19 protein-coding genes and 1 pseudogene are annotated in these 24,854 nt (G+C 58.5%); 4 read left to right on the forward strand and 16 right to left on the reverse strand.

Translation table 11 applies throughout. The features are described 5' to 3' along the window. Window positions 1-348, forward strand: a 348-nt coding sequence (locus tag WA157_RS03455) for a transposase domain-containing protein (RefSeq protein ID WP_422619627.1), incomplete at its 5' end; no start/stop codon positions are given. 272 nt (window positions 349-620) lie between these two features. Here the strand turns inward: WA157_RS03455 and WA157_RS03460 are convergent. The 6 genes from WA157_RS03460 to WA157_RS03485 form a co-directional block, all read right to left on the reverse strand. Next, window positions 621-1,679 carry an ABC transporter ATP-binding protein gene (locus WA157_RS03460; RefSeq protein ID WP_422619628.1) on the reverse strand — a complete coding sequence of 353 codons (1,059 nt, stop codon included), beginning with the start codon at window positions 1,677-1,679 and terminating at the stop codon, window positions 621-623. Then, a complete protein-coding gene (locus WA157_RS03465) occupies window positions 1,676-2,758 on the reverse strand; it encodes an ABC transporter ATP-binding protein (protein ID WP_422619629.1) in 1,083 nt (360 codons plus the stop codon). The genes WA157_RS03460 and WA157_RS03465 overlap by 4 nt, the downstream gene beginning before the upstream one ends. Before the next feature lie 8 nt (window positions 2,759-2,766). Then, entirely contained in the window at window positions 2,767-3,612 is an 846-nt protein-coding gene (locus tag WA157_RS03470; protein WP_422619630.1) for a carbohydrate ABC transporter permease, read from the reverse strand. Further along, window positions 3,612-4,493, reverse strand: coding sequence for a carbohydrate ABC transporter permease (locus tag WA157_RS03475; RefSeq protein ID WP_422619631.1), 882 nt, complete (start codon window positions 4,491-4,493; stop codon window positions 3,612-3,614). The genes WA157_RS03470 and WA157_RS03475 overlap by 1 nt, the downstream gene beginning before the upstream one ends. Window positions 4,494-4,621: 128 nt before the next feature. Continuing rightward, on the reverse strand, window positions 4,622-6,220 hold the full coding sequence (locus WA157_RS03480) for an ABC transporter substrate-binding protein (protein ID WP_422619632.1): 1,599 nt from the start codon (window positions 6,218-6,220) through the stop codon (window positions 4,622-4,624). Between the two features lie 38 nt (window positions 6,221-6,258). After that, window positions 6,259-7,311, reverse strand: a complete 1,053-nt coding sequence (locus WA157_RS03485) for an NAD(P)-dependent alcohol dehydrogenase (protein WP_422619633.1) — start codon at window positions 7,309-7,311, stop codon at window positions 6,259-6,261. 237 nt (window positions 7,312-7,548) lie between these two features. On the opposite strand from WA157_RS03485, the gene WA157_RS03490 reads away from it, so the two are divergent. Then, entirely contained in the window at window positions 7,549-9,435 is a 1,887-nt protein-coding gene (locus WA157_RS03490) for a sigma-54-dependent Fis family transcriptional regulator (protein WP_422619634.1), read from the forward strand. Between the two features lie 839 nt (window positions 9,436-10,274). Here WA157_RS03490 and WA157_RS03495 read toward each other — a convergent pair. The 10 genes from WA157_RS03495 to urtA all read right to left on the reverse strand — a co-directional run bounded on the left by WA157_RS03495 (window position 10,275) and on the right by urtA (window position 20,540). Continuing rightward, a complete protein-coding gene (locus WA157_RS03495; RefSeq protein ID WP_422619635.1) occupies window positions 10,275-12,062 on the reverse strand; it encodes a nitric oxide reductase activation protein NorD in 1,788 nt (595 codons plus the stop codon). Then, a complete protein-coding gene (locus tag WA157_RS03500; RefSeq protein ID WP_422619636.1) occupies window positions 12,043-12,855 on the reverse strand; it encodes a CbbQ/NirQ/NorQ/GpvN family protein in 813 nt (270 codons plus the stop codon). The genes WA157_RS03495 and WA157_RS03500 overlap by 20 nt, the downstream gene beginning before the upstream one ends. Continuing rightward, the gene (locus WA157_RS03505) at window positions 12,855-13,895 is read right to left on the reverse strand and encodes an aliphatic amidase (protein ID WP_422619637.1); all 1,041 of its coding nucleotides are present in this window, start codon (window positions 13,893-13,895) and stop codon (window positions 12,855-12,857) included. The genes WA157_RS03500 and WA157_RS03505 overlap by 1 nt, the downstream gene beginning before the upstream one ends. Window positions 13,896-13,914: 19 nt before the next feature. Beyond that, the gene (locus tag WA157_RS03510) at window positions 13,915-14,271 is read right to left on the reverse strand and encodes an FmdB family zinc ribbon protein (RefSeq protein ID WP_422619638.1); all 357 of its coding nucleotides are present in this window, start codon (window positions 14,269-14,271) and stop codon (window positions 13,915-13,917) included. 17 nt (window positions 14,272-14,288) lie between these two features. Further along, the gene (gene fmdA / locus WA157_RS03515; RefSeq protein WP_422619639.1) at window positions 14,289-15,521 is read right to left on the reverse strand and encodes a formamidase; all 1,233 of its coding nucleotides are present in this window, start codon (window positions 15,519-15,521) and stop codon (window positions 14,289-14,291) included. Between the two features lie 39 nt (window positions 15,522-15,560). Further along, window positions 15,561-16,250: an urea ABC transporter ATP-binding subunit UrtE gene (gene urtE, locus WA157_RS03520; protein WP_422619640.1), complete on the reverse strand. Its 690-nt coding sequence runs from the start codon at window positions 16,248-16,250 to the stop codon at window positions 15,561-15,563. Between the two features lie 31 nt (window positions 16,251-16,281). Continuing rightward, window positions 16,282-17,025 (reverse strand): urea ABC transporter ATP-binding protein UrtD, encoded by a 744-nt coding sequence (urtD, locus tag WA157_RS03525; RefSeq protein WP_422619641.1) that lies wholly within the window; start codon window positions 17,023-17,025, stop codon window positions 16,282-16,284. A gap of 18 nt (window positions 17,026-17,043) precedes the next feature. Further along, the gene (gene urtC, locus WA157_RS03530; protein ID WP_422619642.1) at window positions 17,044-18,243 is read right to left on the reverse strand and encodes an urea ABC transporter permease subunit UrtC; all 1,200 of its coding nucleotides are present in this window, start codon (window positions 18,241-18,243) and stop codon (window positions 17,044-17,046) included. A gap of 30 nt (window positions 18,244-18,273) precedes the next feature. Continuing rightward, window positions 18,274-19,188, reverse strand: a complete 915-nt coding sequence (gene urtB / locus WA157_RS03535) for an urea ABC transporter permease subunit UrtB (protein ID WP_422619643.1) — start codon at window positions 19,186-19,188, stop codon at window positions 18,274-18,276. 83 nt (window positions 19,189-19,271) lie between these two features. Beyond that, complete coding sequence (urtA, locus tag WA157_RS03540) at window positions 19,272-20,540, reverse strand: urea ABC transporter substrate-binding protein (protein WP_422619644.1); 1,269 nt, start codon at window positions 20,538-20,540, stop codon at window positions 19,272-19,274. A gap of 162 nt (window positions 20,541-20,702) precedes the next feature. Between urtA and WA157_RS03545 the strand changes: the two genes are divergently transcribed. Next, window positions 20,703-24,140: an ATP-binding protein gene (locus tag WA157_RS03545; protein WP_422619645.1), complete on the forward strand. Its 3,438-nt coding sequence runs from the start codon at window positions 20,703-20,705 to the stop codon at window positions 24,138-24,140. After that, window positions 24,118-24,756 (forward strand): annotated as a pseudogene (locus WA157_RS03550) (response regulator); the annotation flags it as partial. The gene WA157_RS03545 and the pseudogene WA157_RS03550, both read left to right, overlap by 23 nt. Window positions 24,757-24,854 lie beyond the last annotated feature (98 nt).

A 24,854-nucleotide genomic window follows, 5' to 3' on the forward strand; every position in this document is an offset into this window, starting at 1 on the left:
CACGCCACCGTCTCGAGTGGCGGCTTAGTCCAACGGGATCTTTTGCCTACCGTTCGCGGAACGGCCGCCCCAGTTTTGATTCAGCTCTTTAGCCCGCGACCGCCAGGCAAAAGACTCTCTGCATTATGGAAACATTTCGATAACAGAAACAACTGGCTGTTTGCGGGTTCACTGCGTGCGGGCAAGCGCGGTGCCGCTGTGATGAGTCTGATCCAGAGTGCCAGGCTCAATGGGCATGATCCGTTTGCCTATCTCAAGGATGTTCTGACCCGACTGCCAACGCAACGCGCCAGTCAGATTCATGAACTGTTGCCGCATCGCTGGCAGCCGCAAATTCAATTCACTTGATTCCCAGACACAGCCACTGCGCTGTGGTCAAGATGGGTTGGCTGCGTGCTTACTCTGCATGGTGTCTGGGAGCTGTCGTTCGCCATCTTTGATCGGTCGTCAGGTCAGTGCCCAAAGAGGTCGGCCGTGAAAGTGGGAACCGGCCGCTCGGGGTCCTGGGACTGGAAGCCGAAACAGTCCTTCAGATTGCGGGTTCGTCTTCTTTGACTCAGCCGGCAGTGCGGCGAAAGTCACATTGAGAGTATCGGCTCTATACCACCTTAAGAGGCCTATCAATCCTCTATCAGTTGTCCATTCGCGTAGAAGCAGAATCGATTGAACCGCACCGTAAGCGCCGATGCTGCTGGTGGAACGGTCTTCTCTCTGGCCAGCTTCATCCGCGCCCGTACATCTCCGATCGAGACGTCAAGGACCCGAACACTGCCATGATCCTCGATAGACTCAATAATTGCGGCAAACCCGTTACTGTCTGATGGGTCGGTAAAGGAAATGTGCTCCGGCCTGACTCCCAACGTGATGCCGCCCTCAGGGAGAAAAATGGGCAAGTCCGTGATTTGTTGACCGGCCAAGCTTAGCGAGTTCCCACTGCGTTTGAGGGGCAGAAAATTCATGCCGGGCGATCCGATGAAGTTGCCAACATAGGTGTTGGCCGGGCGCTCAAAGAGCGCTTCCGGCGTGCCGCGCTGAACCACCAGACCATCCTTCATGACCAGAATTTCATCAGCAAAGCTCATCGCCTCGTTCTGGTCGTGCGTCACGTAAATCACCGTCACCCGAGCATAGGCGTGCGCCTGCTTGATCCGCCGGCGCAACTCGAATTTCATCTGCGGATCGATCACGGTCAGTGGCTCATCCATCAGGATGGCGGCCACGTCGTCACGCACCAGGCCACGCCCCAGAGAGATTAACTGCTTTTCATCTACCGTCAGATCGCGTGCCGGGCGACCCAGCCTGGAGGTCAGTCCAAGCATGTCGGCTATCTCGTTGACGCGTGGGGTGATGCGCGACCTTTCCCATCTGCGGCATTGCAGGGGAAAAGCCAGATTCTCGAACACCGTTTTGGACTGGTAGACCACCGGAAACTGGAACACCTGTGCAATATTTCTCTGCACTGTCGGCACCACGGTCATGTCCTGCTCATCAAAGAACACGCGGCCTTCTGACGGTTGCAACAGGCCCGAGATGATGTTGAGCATGGTGGTCTTGCCGCACCCCGAAGGCCCCAACAGGGCGTAGGTCCTGCCGTGCTCAAACACCAGATCGGTCGGTTTGAGCGCGTAGACACCATCGGCATAGGAATGCCCGAGTTCGCACAGGTGAATTCGGCTCATGATCTGGCTCCCGTGGCCGGTGCTGCAACCAGGCGTTGTTCCCCGTCGGCCTCAAACGCAAACAACCTGTCGGCGGGAATCTCTATGGCGACGTTCGAGGCGATGTCGTGCACATGCACGCCCTGAACCTGCAACGTCAGTGGTCCTGCGACGCAATCTACATACAGGAATGTCTCAGAACCCGAAACTTCCGAGAAGGTGACCTGGCCTTGCAGCTCTGTGCCACCCAGGCGCAGTTCATTGGCACGCAGGCCAAACCAGTAATCGCCCGGTGCCAGCGCGTTTAGGTGCTGGGGCCGGGCGATCTGGACACCCCCGGCAAGTTCAATGGCCTCATCGGTTCTCCTTCCCTGGATAAAGTTCATCGGAGGATCGTTCACAATTAGGGCAACCTGGCGCGACGCGGGTCTGTCAAAGACATGGGCAGGCGCACCCACCTGAAGAATCCTGCCCTCGTGCATCACGACCACGGTATCGCCAAGCAGCATTGCCTCGACCGGCTCTGTGGTGTTGTAGATCACGATCGTGTGGGTCTGCTGTGCCAGTAGGCTGCGCAACTCGCTGCGCATCTGCTCACGCAACTTGTAATCAAGATTGACCAGCGGCTCATCGAGCAGCAGGATGCCTGACTCGCGGGCCAGCGAACGCGCCAGCGCGACGCGTTGCTGCTGTCCACCGGACAACTGGGAAGGGCGGCGCTTTTCAAATCCGCCCAGTCCAACCTTGTCCAGAACGCCGCGAACCCGATGGCCAATCACGTCCTCGGCCAGCTTCTGGCGTCGCAGGGGGAACGCAACATTTTCAAAAACATTCAGATGCGGGTAGTTGATGAATTGCTGGTAGACCATGGCAATGTCGCGTTGCCAGGCTGGTAGCCGTCCATAGTTTTGTTGGTCCAGTTGTATCGCCCCGCGATCCAGGCCCTGCAAACCGGCGATTCCCCGCATCAGGGTGGTCTTGCCGGCCAGGGTCCGGCCGATAACGGTGGTCAGCCTGCCGCGCTCGAAGTCGGCATTGATGCTCTCAAGATGCGTCACACCGCTGACAGAAAGATTCAGATCACGTAGTTGCAAACTCATTGCTGTTCCTAGCGAATGGCACCAGCCAGAGTGCCGTGTGACAGGAAGCGTTCGACCACAAACGCGATGAGCAACAGGGGGGCCACCGAAATCAGCGCAGATGCCGACAAACTCCACCAGGGTGTGACCGACGAGTTCAATGCCACCACTGCAACCGGCAGCAACTGTGTGTCGGTGAAGGTCAGCGTAAATGCAAAGAAGAAGTCGTTCCAGCCAAAGATCAGGCAGAACATCCCGGCAACAATGATCCCCGGTACCGAGTTGGGAAGGATCACCCGCATGAAAGCCTGGATCGGTGTGCAGCCGTCGAGCATGGCCATCTCATCGATCTGGCGGGGAATGTTGTTGAAAAAGTCAACCATGATCCAAACCGCAATGGGCAGCAGCAGTGCCACATACACAAGAATGAGGCCGAGCTTACTGTCAAGCAGTTCCAGCCACTTGAGCATCAGAAAAAACGGTATCGCCAGGACAATGGGCGGCATGATGCGCTGCGATATGAAAAAGAAAATCAGATCAGCATTTTTTACAAAACCGGCGCGGTAGGTAAAGCGTGACAGACCGTAGGCAGCCAGGGATCCCAGAACAATGCTGATAAGGCTCGCACTTACCGTCACGATCAGGCTGTCGATATAGGGTTGGACAATGTCGATGCCGCCGCCGTTGCCGCCAAACAGGCTGCGCCAGCCCTTGAGTGAGGGCTCATATTGCAGCCAGGGAATGTAGGTGGGGCCACCCGTCACCCCGTTGGCTGTCTTGAAGCTCGTGGTCAGTGCCCACAGAAAAGGGGTGATAACAAAAATGCTCCAAAGGGTGATGGCAAGGTACTTCAGCAATGCGTAGAGTCTGGACATCAGTTGCGTCCTCCAATGAATGAGCGGTGCAGCAGCTTCCCGATCACGGTAAGCAGCACGATCATGATGACCAGATAGGTGATTGAGAGCGAAGCCGCGTAGCCAATGTTGAAATCCCGCAATCCCTTGATGTAGATGTAATAGCCTGAAGTTTCGGTCGCCGTTCCAGGGCCGCCGGATGTCAGTACGTAAACCGTCTCCATCAGCTTGGACGCTTCGATCAGGCGGATCATGATGGCACCAATGGATACCGGCGCCATCAACGGAAAGGTGACATTAAAGAACGTTCTGATCGGCCCGGCACCATCAATGGCTGCAGCCAAAAAAGGTTCCCTGGGCAAACTGATCAGTCCGGCCAACAGCAGTAGGAACATGAAGGGTGTCCATTGCCAGACTTCAACCATCATGACGCTTGTCACTGCCCAGCCGCTCGATGTCAGCCATGGATAGGGGCCCAGGCCGATCAGCTGCAGCAGGTCGTTGGCGGGGCCGAGCGACTCGTGAAGAATGGTCCTCCAGATCACCGACATGATGACAGGTGTGGTCATCATCGGGATCAGGAAGAGCAAACGGAAGAAGCGCCGTGCCTTGACATCGTGCCACACCAGCAACGCCAGTGCAAAGCCCAGCACGTACTGGATGATGACGGTACCCGTGGCCATGGCGCCCAGACGGGCAAGAGACTCCCAGAACCGTGCGTCAATCCACAGCGCCGCATAGTTGGCGCCCCCGATCCAGTTGAGATCGGGTGTAATGGCATCCCAGCCCGAGGTACTGACTCGGATGGTGAAGAGTAATGGAAATAAGATGATGGCCAACAAGGTCAGCAACCCCGGCAGCAGAAATGCAAGCTTATAAGGTCTCAATCCGGTTTCACCCACGACAACCCCTTTGACGGTGTGCGGTACCGACCCCGCAGCGGTGCCACCACGGGAATCGTTTATCGACGTTATGAACAGCCGTCAAGCCCGGGAGGGTCTAACGGTCTCAAGCGAAGGCGTGCTCTGCTTCAGCGACCCTTGTCTTCGAGCGCCACCACGTTCTTGTACGCGGCACGAACCTTGTCAACGCCGATCTTGTTGACGATGTCGCTCCATTGTTGTGCCACACCATCGAGTGCGGCCTGCGCTGATTTCTGCCCGGCCATGGCCTCCGATACACCGTTGGCAAGCGTTGACATGAACTGGTTGACGCCCGGCACACGAAGGTCAAACACCCGGTTGTTGCTGGCATCCATTCCGCCTAGCGTCTTCACATAAGACTCTGCAAGGCTCTTTTCCCAGCCCAGTTTCGATTCCCAAAATGAGGCCGCAAAGTGTGCCTTACGGTACGGGTTCACGCCAAACCGGCCAACCTGCAGATCCAGATCCGCATTGGCTTCATTGGAGAAGAAGCACAGGTAGTCAAAAGCCATGTCCTTGTTCTTTGAAGCCTTGGTCACTGCGGAGGTCCACCCCCAGGTGATGTAGGGCGGTGCATTCGGTGTCTCGAAGTGATCCCACTTTCCGCTCACCCGGTTCCATACATCATTGGCGCCCGGCAGCGGCGCCGCAGCAACCTTGTTGCGAATCGGGCTGCCTTGCTCCATGGCTTGAATGAACGCATCATCCCAGCTATAGCTCATCAGGGTTTGGCCGCCGCCGAAGGAGAAGATTTCGTCACCCAGACCAAAGTTGGTGCCGCCGGGCGAAAAGCTTGCCTTGGCCTTGATGAACATTTCAAGCCCGCGGACCCATCCCGGATTGTTGACCTGTGGTTTCATCGTCGCAAGGTCAAAGAAGAAGCCACCCTTGACGTTCGGATTCTTGGCATAGGCGGCTACGCGGCTGATAAAGGCCGAGAACATCAGGTCGTCGCGTTTGGTGACCTCGGCGCTGCCAAAGTGCTGCTTGCCGTCCCCTGCCCAATCCCACCCGGAGAAAAATGTTGCGACATCGTTGTACTCTTCCCAGGTCGCCGGAACCTTGAGCTCCTTGCCCATCTTCTCCTTGTATTTCGCCTTCATCTGCGGGTTGTTGAAGATGTCCGAGCGGTACTTCATGTAGTGACGGTCGCCGTCCATGGGGTACTGCACCATCTGGTTGCCCCAGGTTGCTACATCGCGATAGTTGGCGGTGACGTCCTTCATGCCGCTTGCGGCCTCGTAGGCAGCCGGCACCGGCGCCAAGAAACTCTGTACGTCACCGATCCACAAGGAGGGATAGAACATCACGTCATAAGCGGCCTGTCCGGTCTGAAACGGAATCATGATCCGCTGGTAAAGATCACCAAACGGAATGTGAACCACGTCAACCTTGGCACCCGTCAGATCCTGAAACTGTCTTGCATGAAGATCCGTGGGTTCGCCGATGACCGGCACCGCATGGCTGATGATCTTTAGCGTGCGGCCCTTGTACTTCTTCTTGGACATGGCATCGTAGGAGCACATGCCGGGTACATCGGTAGCCGAACCGTATTTGGCGTAATCCCCGTACTTGCCGTAATCAATTTCGGTAGCCGATGCCGACGTACTACAGATCTGAAAGAGACCGGCTGCTAGTGCGCCTATTAGCACCGGCAGCGTTTTTCCTTGCGTCGGCAGGTATGATGTTTTGGACATTTTCTTCATTTGTCTTCCTCTTTCGTGGTTGGGATGATGACGACGGATTACGGAATGAGCACGGCGCGTCCGTGTATCTTTCCGTTGTGGAGATCATTGAGGGCCTGGTTGGCATCCGCGAGGCGGTATTCGACGGTTGCTAGGTTGACCAGCCCGCGGTCGGCAAGCGCCATCAATTCGACCAGTTCTGCCCAGGTGCCCACCAGGTTGCCGATGATGTTCTTCTCGGTAATGATTAGATCCACAGCTGGCACCTTGATGTCCTCGCCGTAACCCACGATGTAGTAGCTGCCCATTGCGCGCGTCATGGCAATGCCCTTGGTGGTGGTTCCTTTTTCTCCGACGAAGTCAATCACGGCCTCGGCACCAGCACCATCCGTCAAGGCGAGCACCGCCTCGACTTCATTTCCGTCAGCCAGAACAAGGTGGTCAGCGCCGCTCTTGCCGGCCAACGTCAGCGAGGCCTCTGACTTGTCGATCACGATGATGTCGGCGGCGCACATGGCCTTGAGGCACTGGATACCGATGTGCCCCAGGCCCCCGGCGCCGATCACGACACATCGTTCACCGGGAAGCAGGTGGCGCGATGCCTTCTTGACGGCGCGATAGGCGGTCAATCCCGCGTCTGAGTAGGGCGCCACATCCTTGGGTGCAAGTGTCTTGGGAAGCGCCACGATGTTTCTCTCGGATGTGCCCAGGTACTCGGCGTAGCCCCCATTGCAGTCGAGCCCTGGAAACTTGCCAACGCCGTGCATGTCATGTCCACGGCGGCACGCCAGACAGGTGCCGCCGGTAATCTTCGGATGAACGATCACCGGGTCGCCCACCTTGAGGTTTTCGACATCCCGGCCCACGGCCTCGATCCAGCCGGCGTTTTCGTGGCCCATGATGAAGGGCAGCAGTGCGTTGCCATTGGGATCCATGTGCGGCCTCCAGACGCCCTCGATGATGTGCAGGTCGGTGCGGCACACACCTGCACCGCCGATGCGCACGATCACATCGGTTGATTTCTCGATCGTCGGGTCTGGAACATTTTCTTCCGTGACCCAGCGCTCTGCCGTGAGTTGTTCGTCGTAAGTTTTAAGTACCTGTGCTTTCATATCGTCGGTCTCCTGTATCGGCAACATGCCGTTTTACGCACAGCACAATGCATCCTTCATGCCAGCCGTGAAAATGACTGACTTCATAGGGAAGAAGATGCCCCTTGCTGTTTCTTGCTGTGCACTCAGTGGACAGATTACTATTTGCGGTGTTCACTTTCTGCACAACCAGTCCGGCAAACTGAACCCTAGAATGACCAGATTCCATTCGTGCAAAGACCATGAAGGAGGAGACATATGCAGTACCTATCCGGGATCGACCGTGCCCGACGCGCGCTTGAGGGAGGGCAACGCTTGCCCGCAGGCAACCTGACCACTGCCGTGGCCACCAGCTGGCAGCGCTGCCGCGAGTACGGGCTCAATCCCGGGTCAAAGCCACGGGATGTTGTCATCCCGTTCTCAGAGGTTCGGCAAAGGCGTGAAAGCAACCCGCTACTCAGGCGGCTGGCACTGGCCGAGATGCACAATCTTTATGCTCAGATTGCCGGATCCAATTTCCTGATTGCCTTTGCGGATCCTGAAGGAGTCATCCTGGATACCGTCAGTGACCAGCACTTTGCCGACAGCCCCCCCGGAAAATCCATCATTCCGGGCAGTGCTTGGAGCGAAACCGACGTTGGTACCAATGCCCTGGGCCTTTGCCTGATGGAAAAATCACCTATTGCGGTTTATGGCCGTGAGCACTACTTCACACGATTCGGACAAATCAGCTGCATGGCCGCACCCATACTCAACGCGCAGGGTGATGTAGTCGGTCTGATCGATGCATCATGCTCGAGCGAGGTTCGCCAGCAGCACACACACGCACTGGTCAAGATGGCCGCTGCCACCGTTGAAAACGGTCTGATCTACCAGGAAAGCGCGGGGCACTTCATCTTTGCCTTTCACCCGCGTGCCGAGTATCTGGATACCCTGTCTTCCGGGCTGATAGCCGTCTCCCGAGACGGTGCCGTGGCATCCGTAAATCGACCGGGTCAATTGCTTCTCGCGGGTCTACCCACCGTCAACGGTATTCATTTCGAAGCGCTATTCGATGGTAAATTTGACATTGCCATTGAAAGCCTTATGCGCGGTGGCGTCATCCGGATCCAGGATCTCGCCGGCAGCAGTGTCTTCATGGTGTGTCGGCAAATCGGCTCTCGCAATCACACAGACACAGGCGCGGATGGTGTGATGGCTGGTTCAGTCAGATCAAGGCAAGTTGCGATTGTTCGTCAACAACACGACATCGGATTTGTTTGCCAGGATGCCCATCTGAATCACGCCATGGCCGGTCTAGCCAAGGCAACGCAGCTTAATATGCCGATTCATCTACAGGGTGAAACCGGGACCGGAAAGGAACTGATGGCTCGTCACGTCCATAACCTCAGTGGCCGCAAGGGGGAATTCGTTGCTTTGAATTGCGGTGCCGTTCCGGAAGCCTTGTTCATCTCGGAAATATTCGGCCATGAAAGAGGTGCCTTTACCGATGCTAACCGTGACGGCGCGCCGGGACTGGCTCGCCTAGCCGATGGCGGGTCGCTGTTTCTTGATGAGGTCTCCGATATTCCACTGGCTTCGCAAACGTCGCTACTGCGTTTTCTCGACTGCATGGAGGTGCGCCCGGTAGGTGGAAAGCCGGGCAGAAAGGTGGACATCCAGATCATCTCTGCAACCAATCGGGATCTGACGGAAATGGTTGCCAACAAGCAGTTTCGAGCTGACCTACTGTACCGGCTCAATGCCTATACCGTGAAGCTTCCACCGCTCAGACGGCGGCAGGACTTTGCGGAGATTGTCAAGCGGCTTGTGGAAGAGCTTGCGCCCGAAGCGGCCATCACCGACGCCGCAGTCGAGCGCCTGCGCAGGTCCGACTGGCCCGGCAACGTCCGCCAACTCCGTGGCGCACTGCAGCGTGCGTTAGTGCGCAGGTACATGGAATTCATCGATGAAGATTCCTTTGACGACCTTTCAGTCACCGATCACGTGGCCGGCGAGGTCTGTGACGGTTGTCGCGGCCACCCGCTCAATGAGCACCGCTGTTTGGAAATCCGAATGGTGTACGCCAGTTCAGGTGGGAATATCTCCGAAACCGCCCGCACGGTGGGGCTTTCCCGCACCACGGTGTACAAGCATCTTTTCTGACACGCCGCACGCTTGCCCTGCATGGTCTGGTTCCCTGTCGGAAAAAGCGGCCTCCCGCATCAGGCGACCAGGCGTTCTGGGTCGCGGCCGATGGAGATTTCGACGCTGGCTATGTAGGATGATTCGCTGCTGCACAGGAATTCGATCAGGTCCACCACATCGCTGACTCTACCCTGCAAGCATTGGACCGAAATTCCTGACTTGATTCACTGCTTTGGAAATCAGAATTGGATCCCGCTCCGAATTGCGGCAACAGTCTTAGAAAAAGAAACATGATCCCGACGGTGCCCCAATGGCCGCCATCAAGGCAGCTAATTCGTGACCTTGAATACAGATTGAGCGTTCGATGCCGAACGCCACCTGACTGGTAAAAAACCTGGCAACCAGAAAGCTTCCATTGACGAAAGACACTGCCCTCCTGTCCACCAAATGGAAAGTCGTTTTTCGTCTGCCGAATGACCGCTGTTGATTTATGCGTCAAGTCTATGACTGCAATGGAGAACATGCCGCGACCGTCTGATACCGGCACATAGGAGCCCCACACGACAGGCAGCTTACGGGTTGCCCAGTTCAGTACCAGTCAGAAGCCGTTCGTGGCATTCGGCAAAGACACAAAGCGGAAGTCGACCAAGTCGAACTCATCTCCTGGGGGCGGTCACTCAATGTCTTCCCAATGTCAATCTTTGATGATCATATTCAGGCTGCCTGAATCTAAAAGTGGACGACGCATCTGACAAAGTTCTGAAGCTCCCCGGTGACCGACTTCTCTAAAAAGCACAAACCGTACGATGAACTGGTCTAACTTCATCTTCGTACTGGCACAAACAGCCACGGAGCGTTCAACGCGCCAGACATGCCAACAGTTGGTGCGGCAAGTCACCCAGAGCGCGCACAGCCCGGCAGGCGTGCACACCAAAGGCGCGCTGCATCGCCCGGTGTTCGTCCAACGATGCCTTGTCGTTCCCCAGAACATTGAGGCACGACACTGCAATGCCTCCACGCCGGGCCTCCTGCACCGCATGCTGCAGATCCGCTGGCAGGTAGCGCGAGTCATGCACATCTACATCGTGCGGCTGGCCGTCCGTGAGCAGCAGCACATGCGGGCGGGGATGGCCACGCAGTTGAAAGCAGGCATGGCGTAATGCGGCACCCAGACGTGTGGACCATTCGCCCTGCACGCCTGCCAGCCGTGCCAACGTGCATGCGGAGTCGGCCTGGTCGGCAAAGCCCTTGATGCGCTGCACCCGCACCAGCTGTCGCGTGTTCGAGGCAAAGGCTTGCACCGCGCACCAATGGCCGGCGTGCTCCAGCGCGGCGGCCGTAAGCAGGGCAGATTCGCGTAGTACCTCCAGCAGGGTGCCACCGGACTCAGTCGATGACGGCAGCGCTGCAGGCCGCAAGGTGGACACCGACGCATCCAGCAACACCAGCACATGCATGGGCTGCGGAGCGCGTAGGGGATGCAGATAAATGTGGGGGTCGGGCTGACGGCGCAGGCGCTGGTCAGTCGCTGCGTGTACCAAAGCATTGAGGTGAAAGCGCTCCCCCTCCGCAGCACGACCAGCCACAACGTGGGCTTGGTAGAGTGGCAGACCCGTTTGCAGCACGCGCTTGAGGCGTGCCAGCAGTGCGGCATGACGGGCCAAAGCGAGGCTCAGGGCCTGCCGCGCCTGAGGCGTGCCGTTGGGGGCGTCTTCTTCGTACATCTGACACCACTTGGGGCGCATACGGCTGATGAGTCGATCCCACTCGCCATAGACGGCCGTGGGTCGGCCTGCCGCAGACTCAGTCTGCTGTTCGATGGGTTGCGGTGCGGAGTTGTTGGTATCCCCTTGCGGCTGTCCCTCTTGCGGGTTGCTCGGGGCGCTCAGCGGCGCTGTGGCTGGGGGTGCTTGTGGATCAGCCCCCCATAAGTGGGTGTTGTCATCGCGGTAGGCAGGCTCCACCACGTAGAGCCACGCATTGAAAGGCATGCGCATCTGGCCCACATCATTGCCCAGCAAAGAGGCCGCCTGACGCATGCCCTCTGGCGTGGGTAACGCGGCGTGGTAAAGAGTGCAGGCCTTGCGCACCCACGGGTGGGGGTCGCTGTAAAGCGGATCGAGCAGGCTGCGCTGGACGCGCTGCAACAAGGCCTCGAAAGTGTTGCCGCTTTGCGCGTCGGCCTGGTGCCAGGGTAGCCACAGTGCACGCAGGCCAGGCAGCTCAGCAATCGCCCGCGCCTCAATCCGAGCATCCTCCAAAGTTCCCACCAAGGCGAGTTGGATGGGTTTGAGTTTGCCGCGCGGTTGCGGCACATCGCCATAGGCCAGATGTGCGCAAGCGTGCGCTACAGCGGCACGCAGCAGCAGGGGCTGTTGCCAGTGAACTGGCAGGTACAGCATGGGCGTGGGGACCACCGCAGAATGGGTGATGAGCACTGGCCGTTGGCGGCGTGCTGCATCTGCGGCTATTGACTCGGATTCACCCTGCGCGGCGGGCGGTGCGAGCCGCGCAAAGTGAGGCGCCACGTTCCACAGCGCGCGCACATAGGGCGGCAAGTGGCGTGCGGCGGGCTGCGTTTCGCCGCCGTTGGCTTCTGCGGACGCTGGCCGGTTGGCCAGAGCACTAGTGAGCGAAGGAAGCATCCACTGCGGCGGCCAGTGCGGTGGCCAGATCGGGGTCGTCGCTCAAGGGGCAGGTGATGGCCTGCTGGCAGGCGGCGCGAGGGCTGAGGCCCTGGCGCGTGAGTGCCGCAGCGTGGATGAGCATGCGGGTGGAGGCACCTTCGGCAAGACCGTGTTCCTTGAGGCGGCGGGTCCGTTCGGCAACGACAACAAGTTGACTGGCTAGAACGGCATCGACCTGCCCCTCGTGCGCCACCACAGCGGCCTCCTGCTCGGCACCGGGATAGCTGAACTCCAGCCCAACGAAACGCTGTCGGGTGGAGGGCTTGAGTGTCTTGTGCATGCCCTGGTAGCCGGGGTTGTAGGAAACCACCAGTTGGAAGTCCGGGTGGGCGTGCAGCAGTTCATTGCAGGCAGTCAGAGGCAAGATGCGGCGCGCGTCGGTAAGTGGGTGCAACACCACAGTGGTGTCTGCACGCGCCTCCATCACTTCGTCCAAGTAGCACAGGGCGCCATGGCGCGCGGCTTGCGTCAGCGGGCCGTCCTGCCAGCGGGTACCTTGCGCATCCAACAGCCAGCGTCCCACAAGATCACTGGCCGATAGGTCGTCATGGCAAGCTACGGTGATGAGCGGCTTGCCCAGACGCCATGCCATGTACTCCACAAAGCGCGTCTTGCCGCACCCGGTGGGACCTTTGAGCAGCACCGGCAGGCGCAGGGCATGGGCGGCTTCAAAAACAGCCAGCTCTTCTGCCTGCGGTGCGTAATAGGGCTCGGCGTCCAGCCGCCACGCTTGCAGCGGATGGGTTGGCATCACTTGTGCTGCACAGTGGCGGGATTGGGAATGCCGTCAATCGGGCATTCTTCGGTACCCACCATAGGCCGGGTGATAGCTTCCACCGCCTTTTGCGTGCCCTCGGGGTCGCTGACCCACTTGGAGTAGAACTCATACGGACAGGCGGCCACACCCTTGTCGCCTTCGCGGGAGTTGATCTTGCCGGTATAGCCGCGGTGCAGAAGCTTGAAAAGGTGGTTCTCACTCTGGCCGTTCTTGCGGAAGTCGCGGATCAAGCTGGTGCTGAGGGCTGCGTACTGCACACCGTAGTCCTCTTCACCGCATTCGCCGAGCGTGCGACCATCAAAGCCGATGATGGCACTGTGACCAAAGTAGCTGTACACGCCGTCCCAGCCAGACGCGTTGGCCACGGCCACGTAGCTGTTGTTGGCCCAGGCCATGGCCTTGGCCATGAGCACTTGCTGGTCCTTGGCGGGGTACATATAGCCCTGGCAACGCACGATGAGCTCGGCACCCTTCATGGCGCAGTCGCGCCAGATCTCGGGGTAGTTGCCATCGTCACAGATGATGAGGCTGATCTTCAGTCCCTTGGGGCCATCCGACACATAGGTGCAGTTGCCCGGATACCAGCCCTCAATGGGTACCCAGGGCATGATCTTGCGATACTTCTGCACGATCTCACCCTGATCGTTCATCAGGATCAGCGTGTTGTAGGGCGCCTTATTGGGGTGCTCTTCATGCTGCTCGCCCGTGAGCGAGAACACGCCCCACACCTTGGCCTTGCGACAGGCCTCGGCAAATATCTCAGTCTCGGCACCGGGCACCGTGGCTGCGGTGGCGTACATCTCCTGTGAGTCGTACATGATGCCGTGCGTGCTGTACTCAGGGAAGATGACCAGGTCCATCCCCGGCAGGCCGGATTTCATGCCGACCACCATGTCGGCAATCTTGCGTGCGTTTTCCAGCACCTCCGCCTTGGTATGCAGGCGCGGCATCTTGTAATTAACAACGGCCACACCGACCGTGTCCTTGCTGCTCGAAATGTCACCGTGATGCATGATAAATTTTTCCTGATTTTTAGTGACTGATCATCCAGGGCCGTTTGCTGGGAAAGGCCTTGGCTCCATTGGGCGCGGTAACCGTTGCGCCCCGTTTGTTTGTGCTGCTGCAGCAACCGCAGCCAGCGGGATGGCGCAGGCGGCTGTAGCTTTCGCCGGTATCGCGCGACGACCGGGGTGCATGCTGCGAGCGCTCGTTGGTATCAAAGGCACGCCGCTGTTCGGGCGAGGTGCAGGCCAACCAGGGCGCGCTGACAAACACGCGCGGCGCCTCGGTTCCGCAAGCGGGGCAGGCACAGGGTTCGTTGCGTGCGGCCAGACTGCGAATGGCATCGAAGCCCCCGCAGCTCGGGCACGCATAGTCATAGGTTGGCATCTGCGTGCTCCTGGTGCTTACTTGACGTCGGGCGAGATCGGCATCTGGATGCTGCCATCGAGCATCTTGATGGGACCGGCGGCCGTCGGATTGATGTCGAACTCGAAGATCTCGGTCGGCAACCACAAGGTGGCACAGGCGTTAGGCACGTCGACCACTCCGCTGATATGACCCTGCACTGGTGCGGTACCCAAAATGGAGTAGGCCTGCGCACCGCTGTAGCCAAATTTCTTGAGGTACTCAATGGCGTTCAGGCAAGCCTGGCGGTAGGCGACATTCACATCGAGGTAATGCTGCTTGCCCTGCTCATCCACCGAGATGCCTTCAAAGATTAGGTAATCCTTGTAGTTGGGCGTCATGGGACTGGGCTTGAACACGGGGTTCTTGATGCCGTACTTCGCCATCCCACCCTTGATGAGGTTGACGCGCATGTGCACCCAACCGGCCATCTCGATGGCACCGCAGAAGGTGATTTCGCCGTCGCCCTGGCTGAAGTGCAGGTCCCCCACGGATAGCCCTGCGCCATCCACATACACCGGAAAATACACCTTGGAGCCGCGTGACAGATCCTTGATATCGCAGTTGCCACCATGTTCGCGAGGTGGCACTGTGCGTGCGCCTTCCGCAGCGGCTTTGGCTTTGGCTTCACCGCTGAGCTTGCCCATGTGGGCGGTTGCGGCAAACGGTGGGTTGGCCAGGCCGGGAACACGTGTGGGGTCGGTGTCGAGCAATTCCTGTTCGCGCGTGTTCCAGGCATCGAGCATCTTCTTATCGGGCAGGCAACCGATCAGGCCGGGGTGGATCAGTCCAGCGTATTCGACACCGGGGATGTGTCGGCTCTTGGTGAACATGCCGTTGAAATCCCAGATGGACTTCTGCGCGAGCGGAAAGTGGTCGGTCAAGAAACCCCCGCCATTCTTCTTGCTGAAGAAACCGTTGAAGCCCCAGGGGCTCTCGTCTTTGGCGCCGATGTCGAGCAGGTCCACGACCAGCAAGTCACCAGGCTCCGCGCCCTGCACGCCCACGGGACCGGACAGGAAGTGGACGATGGACAGGTCGATGTCGCGAACGTCATCGGCGCTGTCGTTGTTCTTGATGAAGCCGCCGGTCCAGTCGTAGGTTTCCAGAATGAAGTCGTCACCGGGCTTGACCCAGCAGGCCATAGGCACATCGGGGTGCCAGCGGTTGTGGACTTGTTCGTTTTCGTAAGCGGATTGTTTGAGGTCTACTTTGATGAGGGTTTCAGCCATGGTGTGCTCCTAGTTAAGTGAGTTGAACAAAGTGGGAAATCAGACGGATAGATAGGCCTTGATGCGCTGTTGGTCTGTGTCAGCACGGGCCGTCTCGTGCACCAGACGGCCGCCTTCGATGACGAATAGGCGGTCGGCCACATCCATGGCAAACGAAAGCACCTGCTCCGACACGATGATGGTGATGTCACGCATCTTGCGGATCTCGTTGAGCGCCTTGGCGATGTCCTTGATGATGGAAGGTTGGATGCCTTCGGTCGGCTCGTCGAGCAGCAACACCTTGGGGTCGGTCACTAGCGCGCGGGCAATGGCCAGCTGCTGTTGCTGTCCGCCAGAGAGGTTGCCACCCTTGCGTCCTCGCATATCCCACAGCACCGGAAACAGTGCGTAGATTTCGTCGGGAATGTTCCTGTACTTGGCGTTCTCCAGACCGGTCTGGATGTTCTCCTCGACGGTCAGCGTCGGGAAGATCATCCGCCCTTGGGGAACATAGGCAATACCCTTGGCTACACGACGGAAACTCTCGTCTTTGGACACATCCTGGCCAGCCACCGACACCTGGCCACTCTTGATCGGAAGGATGCCCATCAGGCTTTTGAACAGCGTGGTCTTGCCCATGCCGTTGCGTCCCATGATGGCGACCGTTTCATTGGCCCGCCCTTCAAAATTGATGCCGTGCAATGCCTCGCTTTGGCCATACGCAACGAACAGATCCTTGACTTCCAACATAGTGGGCTCCTGGTTCAACAACAATGCGCGGTCAGTGACCGAGGTAAACGTCAATGACCTTGGGGTCGGCCTGCACCTTTTCCATGGGCCCTTCGGCCAGAATCTTTCCCTGGTGCATGACGGTGACCTTGTGGGCGATGCGCTTGACAAATTCCATGTCGTGCTCAATTACGATCACGGCTCGGTTTTTGCAGATCCGCTGCAAGAGTTCAGCGGTGAGTTCACGTTCGCGAGCGCTCATGCCGGCAATGGGCTCGTCGAGCATCAGCAGCTCGGGCTCCTGCATCAGCAACATGCCGATTTCCAGCCACTGCTTTTGCCCATGGGACAACAGGCCCGCTTCGGTATCCAGCTTGTTACCCAACCCAATGTCTTCTGCGACCACCTGCACGCAAGCTTTGACCTCGTCGGTGCACTTGAACGCCAACGCGCCAAAGACCGAGCGACCCGCTGGATACGACACCTCAAGGTTCTGGAAGACCGACAGGTTCTCGTAGATCGAGGGGGTCTGGAACTTGCGTCCGATCCCCAGGCGCACCCGCTGGTGCTCGGCCATCTTGCTCAGTTCCTGGTTCTTGAACTTGATGCTGCCACCCGTGGCCCGTGTCTTGCCGCAGATCAGATCCAGCAATGTGGTCTTGCCGGCGCCGTTGGGTCCGATGATGACGCGCAGTTCATTGCGGTCGATATACAGCGTCAGCGCATCAATTGCCTTGAAGCCATCAAACGAGACGGTCAGGTCTTCCACCGCCAATGCAAAGTCTGTGTTACTCATGATGTATCTCCGTTGAGCTCAGACGCTCTGGGCGCTGGCGCCATCGGGCAGGGCAGGTTTGCTTGCGATGACCTCTGACGGCTGCGCAGCCCGGGGTATCGACGCTTGCGGTGCCTTGATGGCTGCGTCGCGCAGCGCCTGGCGACGCGCCTTCCACCAGGGCTTGACGTGCTCTTCCCAAACGCCGGCCAGTCCCATAGGGAAGGCCATGGTCACGCCAATAAAGAGTGCTGCCATGAGGAACAGCCACATGTCCGGGAAGCTTTCCGAGAAGTAGGTCTTTCCGGCATTCACAAACAAGGTGCCATACACAGCCCCCACCAGGCTCATACGTCCACCCACTGCGGCATAGATAACCATCTCGATGGACGGCACGATACCGACAAAACTGGGCGACATAAAGCCAACTTGCAGCGAGAACAGTGCACCCCCAATGCCCGACAGAGCGGCAGCCAGGCAGAAGGTAAAGATCTTGAAGTCCGCGACGTCGTATCCCGAGAAACGCACCCGATCTTCCTTATCACGCATGGCCAGCAGTAGCGTGCCAAGCTTGCTGGTCTGCACCTTACGGCAAAGGACCATGGAGCCAATCAACAGTGCGACACATACGTAATAGAGGATGTATTTGGCGCTATCCGTGCGGGTGTCCCAGCCCAACACAGTCTTCAGGTCAGTCATGCCGTTGACACCACCGGTGTAACCCTGTTGACCGATGATCAACACCGTCAGAATGAGCGCAACGGCCTGGGTGATGATGGCGAAGTACACCCCGCCTACGCGCCGCTTGAACATCGCAAAACTAATAACAAAGGCCAGCAACATGGGCACAGCCACCACCGCTGCCAGAGCAAATGGTAGGCTCTTGAAAGGCACCCAGAGTGCGGGAAGGGCAGTAATCTGATTCCAGTCCATGAAGTCCGGAATACCAGGCGTGGACTGAATAGCAGTACTGACAGAATCTGAGGCTTCGAGCTTAAGGAACATGGCCATGGCATAGCCGCCTAGGCCAAAAAATACGCCCTGTCCCAAGCTGAGTACACCGCCGTAGCCCCAGACCATCACCAGGCCGATGGCGACGAAGGCATAGGTCAGGTACTTGCCGACGAGGTTGAGTCGAAAGATGTCAAGTGACAATGGCAGCACCACTGCCAGCAGAACGACTAGTAGCACCATACTAGCGAGCTGGTAGCGCTGGATCCAGGCTTTGAGGGCATTCATGGGGTAGTTCTCCGTGGAAAGTCGTGAAAATCAGCGGCGAATCTTGCTGGCGAATAGTCCTTGTGGCCGCACCATCAGGATCAGGACAATGAGCGACAGCGTGATCACTTTGGCCATGGATCCGGCCAGGAAGAACTCAGTGATGGATTGAGTCTGTGCGATGCCAAATGCAGACACCACGGTACCCAACAGACTGGCAGCGCCGCCAAAGGTAACCACCAGGAAGGAATCCACGATGTAGAGCGAACCCGAAGTGGGACCTGTGGAGCCGATGGTGGTGAATGCTGCGCCGGCAACACCCGCAATGCCGCAGCCGATGGCGAAAGTCAGACGGTCGGTCTTCATGGTGTCAATACCGATGGCATTGGCCATTGACCGGTTGCTCACGGTGGCACGTACACGCAAACCCCAGCGACTTTTGTGCAACGCCAGCAGCACGCCGCAGGTGACGAAGGCCGTCAGTCCCAGCACAAACATGCCGTTAATCGGTATATCCAGGCCTTGGGCCGGTGCCCAAGAACCCAACAACCAGTCAGGCAATGTCGGACTGACTTCTTTGGGGCCTATAAAGGTACGGAACATCTGTTGCATGGCCAGACTCACGCCCCAGGTTGCCAGCAGGGTATCCAGCGGGCGCTTGTAGAGATGGCGGATAAGCGACCACTCCACCAGCCAGCCCACCAGAAAGGAAAAAAAGAAGGCCGCAATGATCGCCAGCGGAAAATAGTAAGAAGCCATCGCGGGTGCAAAGTGCGAGGCCAGTGTGGACCCCAGATAGATGGTGTACGCACCGATGGTCATGAATTCGCCGTGCGCCATGTTGATGACGCCCATCTGGCCAAAGATGATCGCCAGCCCCAGCCCCATCAGAAGCAACACGGCAAAAAGGCTCAGACCGGCAAAACCCTGCATCAGTCCGATATTGAGCAATTCAGAAAAAGTCATTTGGCTGGCTCCAGAAAAACATGAGGCAGGTAGCACCGTGTTGGCGCAGAACCTGCACCAACACGGAACGGGGATAGGGCGGCTTATTGGTAGCCCTTGGGGAATGGATCGGGTTTGATCAGCTCGGGCGATTCGGACACCACCTTGAAAGTGGCGTCGGGCATGCCCATGGCGATGCGCGACTTGCTCCACAGGTGGTGGTTGGGGTCAAGCTTCACGTAGCCTTCGGGCGCTGTCTTGAGTTCAATGCCGGCTTCAGACGCCGCGACGACCTTGTTCACATCGAAGCTCTTGGCTTTCTCCACAGCGGCTTTCCACAGCCAGGGACCGAGGTAACCTGCTTGGGTCACGTCACCAATCACAGCATCCTTGCCATACTTGGCCTTGAAGGCAGCGACGAACTTCTTGTTGTTCTCGTTGTCCAGCGACTGGAAGTACTTCATCGACGAATAGAAGCCTGCGAAATTCTCACCACCCACGCCGGTCATTTCGTCTTCTGTCACCGCGAGGGTCACCAGCAGTTGCTTATCACCGGTAATGCCAGCGGCCTTGAGTGCCTTGTAAAAGGCTACGTTGGAGCCACCGACCACAGCGACAAAAATGCAATCGGGTTTCTGCAGCTTGATCTTGTTCATCAGTGAGCCGAAGTTGGTGCTGCCCAGCGGGTAGTACTCTTCACCCACAACCTTGCCCTTCTGAAAGTTCTCGATGTGCTTGCGCGCGATCTTCATCGAGGTGCGCGGCCAGATGTAGTCGGAGCCGATCAGGAAGAAGGTCTTGGCCTTCTTTTCGGTCTTCGCCCAATCTAGGCTGTAGAGGATCTGTTGAGTCGCTTCCTGACCGGTGTAGATCACGTTGTGCGATTGCTCCAGTCCCTCATAGAAGGTCGGGTAATACAAGAGGCCGTTTTCCTTCTCGAACACCGGAAGCACCGCCTTGCGCGATGCCGAGGTCCAGCAACCGAACACGGCGGCACAGTGATCGTTGATCAACAGCTTTTTGGACTTTTCTGCAAAAGTGGGCCAGTCGGAGGCACCGTCTTCCTTGATCACCTTGATCTTGCGACCCAGCACGCCACCCATGGCATTGATCTGGTCGATGGCCAGTTGTTCGGCCTGGATGGCACCGGTTTCCGAAATGGCCATGGTGCCGGTTGCCGAATGCAACTGGCCGACGATGACTTCGGTATCGGTGACGGCCAGCTTGGTCGAATTGACTTGGGCAGTCGCCTGCGCAGAAGCCAGACCGGGCAAACCGGCAACAGATACGGCACCGAGTGCCTGTAGCATACGGCGTCGGCTGAAATCCGCAGTGGATAGGTTGGGGACGTTGTCATCGGAAGTGTGCTTCATTTAACGCTCCTTGCAGCTTGGGTTGAAAACGAACGGCGGAAATCGCCGCGCTGGTGCGAAGATTAGAGGTAACCCTTGTTTCCATCCATACGTCAATTAACGTAGTTGGCGCGGCTTCAGAGGCAAAACGGGGGTGTGAACGATTCTTGCTTGGCCACTGGTATGCAAATACCCTCCGCACCACCACCGCCCATCGCGCCACAGCCGATTTACAGGTTTCGGCGCGAATACAACTCCTGGGTCGCCGACGAAACCATGGAGGACTACGCCCTGCGTTACACCCCCAAGAGCTTTCGGCATTGGAGCGAATTTCGGGTCGCCAATACTGCGTTTGGCTCCTTGTCGTTCCTGGCCCTGGAGGCCATTGGGGGAGCCATCGCGCTGAATTACGGGTTTTCCAACGCCATGTGGGCCATCCTGACCGTGGGCTTGGTGATCTTTCTGACTGGGTTACCCATTGCCTACTACGCCGCGCGCTACGGGCTGGACATGGACCTGCTGACGCGTGGCGCAGGCTTTGGCTACCTGGGTTCCACCATCACCTCGTTGATCTACGCGGTCTTCACCTTCATCTTTTTCGCGCTGGAAGCCGCCATCTTGGCGTTGGCCTTGCAAATGGTGCTGCCCTTGCCGCTGGAGTGGTGCTATGTGCTGTCATCGCTGGTCATCCTGCCGCTGGCGATGCGCGGAATCACACTGATTTCGCGCCTGCAGGCCTGGACACAGCCGGTATGGCTATTCCTGCTGGTAGTGCCCTTCGTCTGGATTGCGCTGGAGAAGCCCCAGATGTACCACGATTTCATGGGCTTGTCGGGACTGCGCAGCGGCAGCAGCAGCTTTGACCCGTTGGTATTCGGGGCCGCGGCAACCGTCATCTTCGCGCTGGTGGTGCAGATCGGCGAGCAGGTCGACTTTTTGCGCTTCCTCCCCGAGCGCACTGCGGCCAATCGCCTGCGTTGGTGGGGTGCAGTGTTGACGGCGGGGCCTGGATGGATCGTGATGGGCATGCTCAAGATGGCCGGAGGTGCGTTTCTGGCATTCGCCGCCCTGCAGTTTGAAGTCGACCCACTCCGGGCTGCCGAGCCCACCCAGATGTTCCTCGCAGGCTTTACCCAGGCCATCGGCCACCCTGGCCTCGCAGTCATCGTGACCGTCGTCTTTGTGGTCGTATCGCAGATCAAGATCAACCTGACCAATGCCTACGCAGGCTCGCTGGCCTGGTCGAACTTCTTTGCTCGCGTGACCCGCAGCCACCCGGGTCGCGTAGTCTGGCTGGTCTTCAATGTGCTGATTGCCACCCTGCTGATGACCCTGGGCGTTTTTGGAGCCTTGGAAAAGGTGCTTGCGGTCTACAGCAATGTGGCCATTGCCTGGGTGGGCGCTCTAGTGGCGGACTTGGTCATCAACAAACCGCTGGGCTTGAGCCCTCCCGGCATCGAATTCCGCCGCGCCCACCTTTACGACTTCAACCCCGTGGGTCTGGGCGCCATGGTGATTGGGGCCACAGTCGCCTGCTGTGCCTACGCCGGTCTGTTCGGTGCACGGGCAGCAGCCTTCTCGCCGTTCATTGCACTTGCGCTGTCCATGGCGCTGGCCCCGCTGCTGGCCTGGGCCACGCGGGGACGCTACTACTTGGCCCGCACGCCCGATACGCAGTGGCAGCCCGGTGAGATCGTGCGTTGTGCCGTCTGCGAAAACCAGTTCGAGTCGGAAGATATGGCCCAATGCCCGGCATACGGCGCGCCTATCTGCTCCCTGTGCTGCTCGCTGGAATCGCGATGCCATGACCGCTGCAAGAAGGACGCCGGTGCAGGCGATCAATTGCGCGCAGTCGCGGCATGGCTGCTGCCGAAACAGTGGATTCCGAAAGTCAATTTTCGCTTTGGCCAATACCTGTTCGTCATGCTGTCCCTGTGCGCGGTGATGGCGTTTCTAGTCGGTGTGGTCTATGTGCAGGAGAGCCTGAACACACCCGAACTGGTGCTGCGCATGCCCTTTCTCAAGGTGTTTTCGCTGCTGGCCCTGCTGGCTGCCGTCTGCGCATGGTGGGTCGTACTCAGCACCGACAGCAGGCGCATGGCGCAGGACGAATCAGAAAACCAGACCCACCGCCTGCTAGAAGAGATTGATGCGCACCGTCGAACCGATGTTGCGCTGCAATCTGCGAAAGACCAGGCCGACTCGGCTAGCCAGGCCAAGACGCGCTACGTAGCGGGCATGACACACGAGTTGCGCTCCCCACTCAACAGCATCCTGGGTTACACGCAGATCCTGTTGAAAAACCCCCAGATCGACGGCTGGATGCGCGAAACACTGGCCACAATGCACCACAGCGGCCAGCACATGCATGCGCTGATCGATGGATCACTGGAACTGGCCCGCATCGAAGCTGGACGTTTGCGCCTGGACCCGGTACCACTGCCACTTGCCGATCTACTGGAAGACGCCGAGGGCATGTTGCGCCCCCAGGCTGAAAGCAAGGGCTTGCGCTTCTCGGTACAGATGGTGGGAGTCGCACCGACCTACATCCGTGCAGATGCGAAGCGGCTGCGGCAAATCCTCATCAACCTGCTGTCCAACGCGGTGCGTTTCACTGAGCACGGCGAAATCGTGCTGCGGCTGGACTTTCGCCAGCACGTTACCCGCATTGAAGTGATTGACACGGGCATTGGCATTGCACCGCAGGACCAGGAACGCATCTTTTTGCCGTTCGAGCGCGGCAGCGCCGGGCGGCGCGCGAGTGAAACCGGCACCGGGCTGGGGTTGACCATCACCAACCTGCTCACCCAGCTCATGGGCGGGGAGCTGACAGTCTCCAGCGTTCCGGGCAAAGGCAGTACCTTCACCGTGCGCCTTTACCTGCCGGGCATCGCATCGGACACTGTCATTCCACCAAGGCGTGCACACTCGCTACGCTCGGTTATTGGCTACCTGGACCCACGCCGAACCTTGCTGGTAGTCGATGACCAGCCGCTGCAACGGCAACTGCTGGCCGGCCTCCTAATGCCTTTGGGATTTACGCTCAAGGAAGCCGCCAGCGGACGCGAATGCCTGGAGATCGTGCAGCGCGACCCGCCTGACATAGTGCTGCTCAACATCACCATGGACGACCTGGACGGCTGGGAAACCGCTGCACTTTTGCGCCAACTGATGCCACCAGAGAAGCTGCCGATCGTCTTTGTCTCCGCCAACCTGTTTGACCACCAGCCCGAGCGCTTGGTGGAAATGCAATGCCAGGCATTTGTGGGTAAGCCCATCATCGAATCGGAATTGCTGGACGCACTGGAACACGCCCTGCAAATCGAATGGGTTCGGGATAACACGCCACGATCATTAGCAGGATCCAGCCTAGCACACCCTGCCGCCGCCGAGCGCCCCAACCCAGAAAACCTGCCCGACACCCTGCGCGAGGATCTGGGGCGACTGGCCAGACAGGGCCACGCTACGGCCCTGCGGGAAACACTGCGCAAGGCCCTTGCAGCCCATCCGGAACACACCATCACGCTGCACTTCCTTCAGGGTCTGGCCGAGCGTTTCGACTTCCAAACCCTCAGCGTCCAACTTCGTGAACCTGACCATGACCATGACCGATCTCTCTAATGCCCCGTCCTCTGTGCAGCACCATGCCATTTTGGTGGTGGACGATGCACTCGATACGCTGCGCATGCTCGGCGATGCATTGACTTCCGAAGGCTATGCCGTGCTGGCGGCACGGGACGCGCAGGAGGCCCTTGAACGACTGGAAATCGTCATCCCAGATGGCATCTTGCTAGACGCTGTCATGCCCGGCATGGACGGCTTCAATTTGTGCCGAAAACTGAAGGCCACACCCCACTGGGCACACATTCCCGTGGTGTTCATGACCGGGCTTTCCGATACCGAGCAAATCCTCAAAGGCTTCGCCAGTGGTGGCGTGGACTATGTGGTCAAACCGCTGCGCCTTCCCGAGGTCCTGGTGCGCCTGGCAACTCATGTGCGCAACGCACAGGCAACCCGCCTTGCACGCGAGGCGGTGGACGTGGCCGGTCTGGGTACGGTGGTGCTCGATAGTCATGGACGCGTAGCATGGCGCTCGCCGCAGGCTATGCGCTGGCTGGAATCCGCCTTCGGTCCGCAGGGTAGCCAGCAAGCACAGGCCTGGTTGCAGAGCGCCCATGAACGCACCGAGATTGACGCGACTATGCCCGACCACAGCCGTCTTGTGGCACGACATATGGTAGTGCAACATTCGTTCTGTAGTTTCCCGAACCAATGAAACTGGACTCCGTGAAAGGTGTTTCTGAATTCGGTTTTGGATATTTTTAAATCAGGCCC

Origin of the sequence: Rhodoferax ferrireducens (genome assembly GCF_049302455.1) — a bacterium.
Lineage (GTDB): Bacteria > Pseudomonadota > Gammaproteobacteria > Burkholderiales > Burkholderiaceae_C > Rhodoferax > Rhodoferax ferrireducens_B.

Coding starts and splice junctions, on each gene's coding strand:
- urtD (WP_422619641.1), bottom strand. CDS start 17,025: ATGAGTAACACAGACTTTGCATTGGCGGTGGAAGACCTGACCGTCTCG.
- WA157_RS03545 (WP_422619645.1), top strand. CDS start 20,703: ATGCAAATACCCTCCGCACCACCACCGCCCATCGCGCCACAGCCGATT.
- urtA (WP_422619644.1), bottom strand. CDS start 20,540: ATGAAGCACACTTCCGATGACAACGTCCCCAACCTATCCACTGCGGAT.
- fmdA (WP_422619639.1), bottom strand. CDS start 15,521: ATGGCTGAAACCCTCATCAAAGTAGACCTCAAACAATCCGCTTACGAA.
- WA157_RS03470 (WP_422619630.1), bottom strand. CDS start 3,612: ATGTCCAGACTCTACGCATTGCTGAAGTACCTTGCCATCACCCTTTGG.
- urtB (WP_422619643.1), bottom strand. CDS start 19,188: ATGACTTTTTCTGAATTGCTCAATATCGGACTGATGCAGGGTTTTGCC.
- WA157_RS03465 (WP_422619629.1), bottom strand. CDS start 2,758: ATGAGTTTGCAACTACGTGATCTGAATCTTTCTGTCAGCGGTGTGACG.
- WA157_RS03500 (WP_422619636.1), bottom strand. CDS start 12,855: ATGCCAACCCATCCGCTGCAAGCGTGGCGGCTGGACGCCGAGCCCTAT.
- WA157_RS03495 (WP_422619635.1), bottom strand. CDS start 12,062: ATGCTTCCTTCGCTCACTAGTGCTCTGGCCAACCGGCCAGCGTCCGCA.
- urtC (WP_422619642.1), bottom strand. CDS start 18,243: ATGAATGCCCTCAAAGCCTGGATCCAGCGCTACCAGCTCGCTAGTATG.
- WA157_RS03485 (WP_422619633.1), bottom strand. CDS start 7,311: ATGAAAGCACAGGTACTTAAAACTTACGACGAACAACTCACGGCAGAG.
- WA157_RS03510 (WP_422619638.1), bottom strand. CDS start 14,271: ATGCCAACCTATGACTATGCGTGCCCGAGCTGCGGGGGCTTCGATGCC.
- WA157_RS03460 (WP_422619628.1), bottom strand. CDS start 1,679: ATGAGCCGAATTCACCTGTGCGAACTCGGGCATTCCTATGCCGATGGT.
- WA157_RS03490 (WP_422619634.1), top strand. CDS start 7,549: ATGCAGTACCTATCCGGGATCGACCGTGCCCGACGCGCGCTTGAGGGA.
- WA157_RS03505 (WP_422619637.1), bottom strand. CDS start 13,895: ATGCATCACGGTGACATTTCGAGCAGCAAGGACACGGTCGGTGTGGCC.
- WA157_RS03480 (WP_422619632.1), bottom strand. CDS start 6,220: ATGAAGAAAATGTCCAAAACATCATACCTGCCGACGCAAGGAAAAACG.
- urtE (WP_422619640.1), bottom strand. CDS start 16,250: ATGTTGGAAGTCAAGGATCTGTTCGTTGCGTATGGCCAAAGCGAGGCA.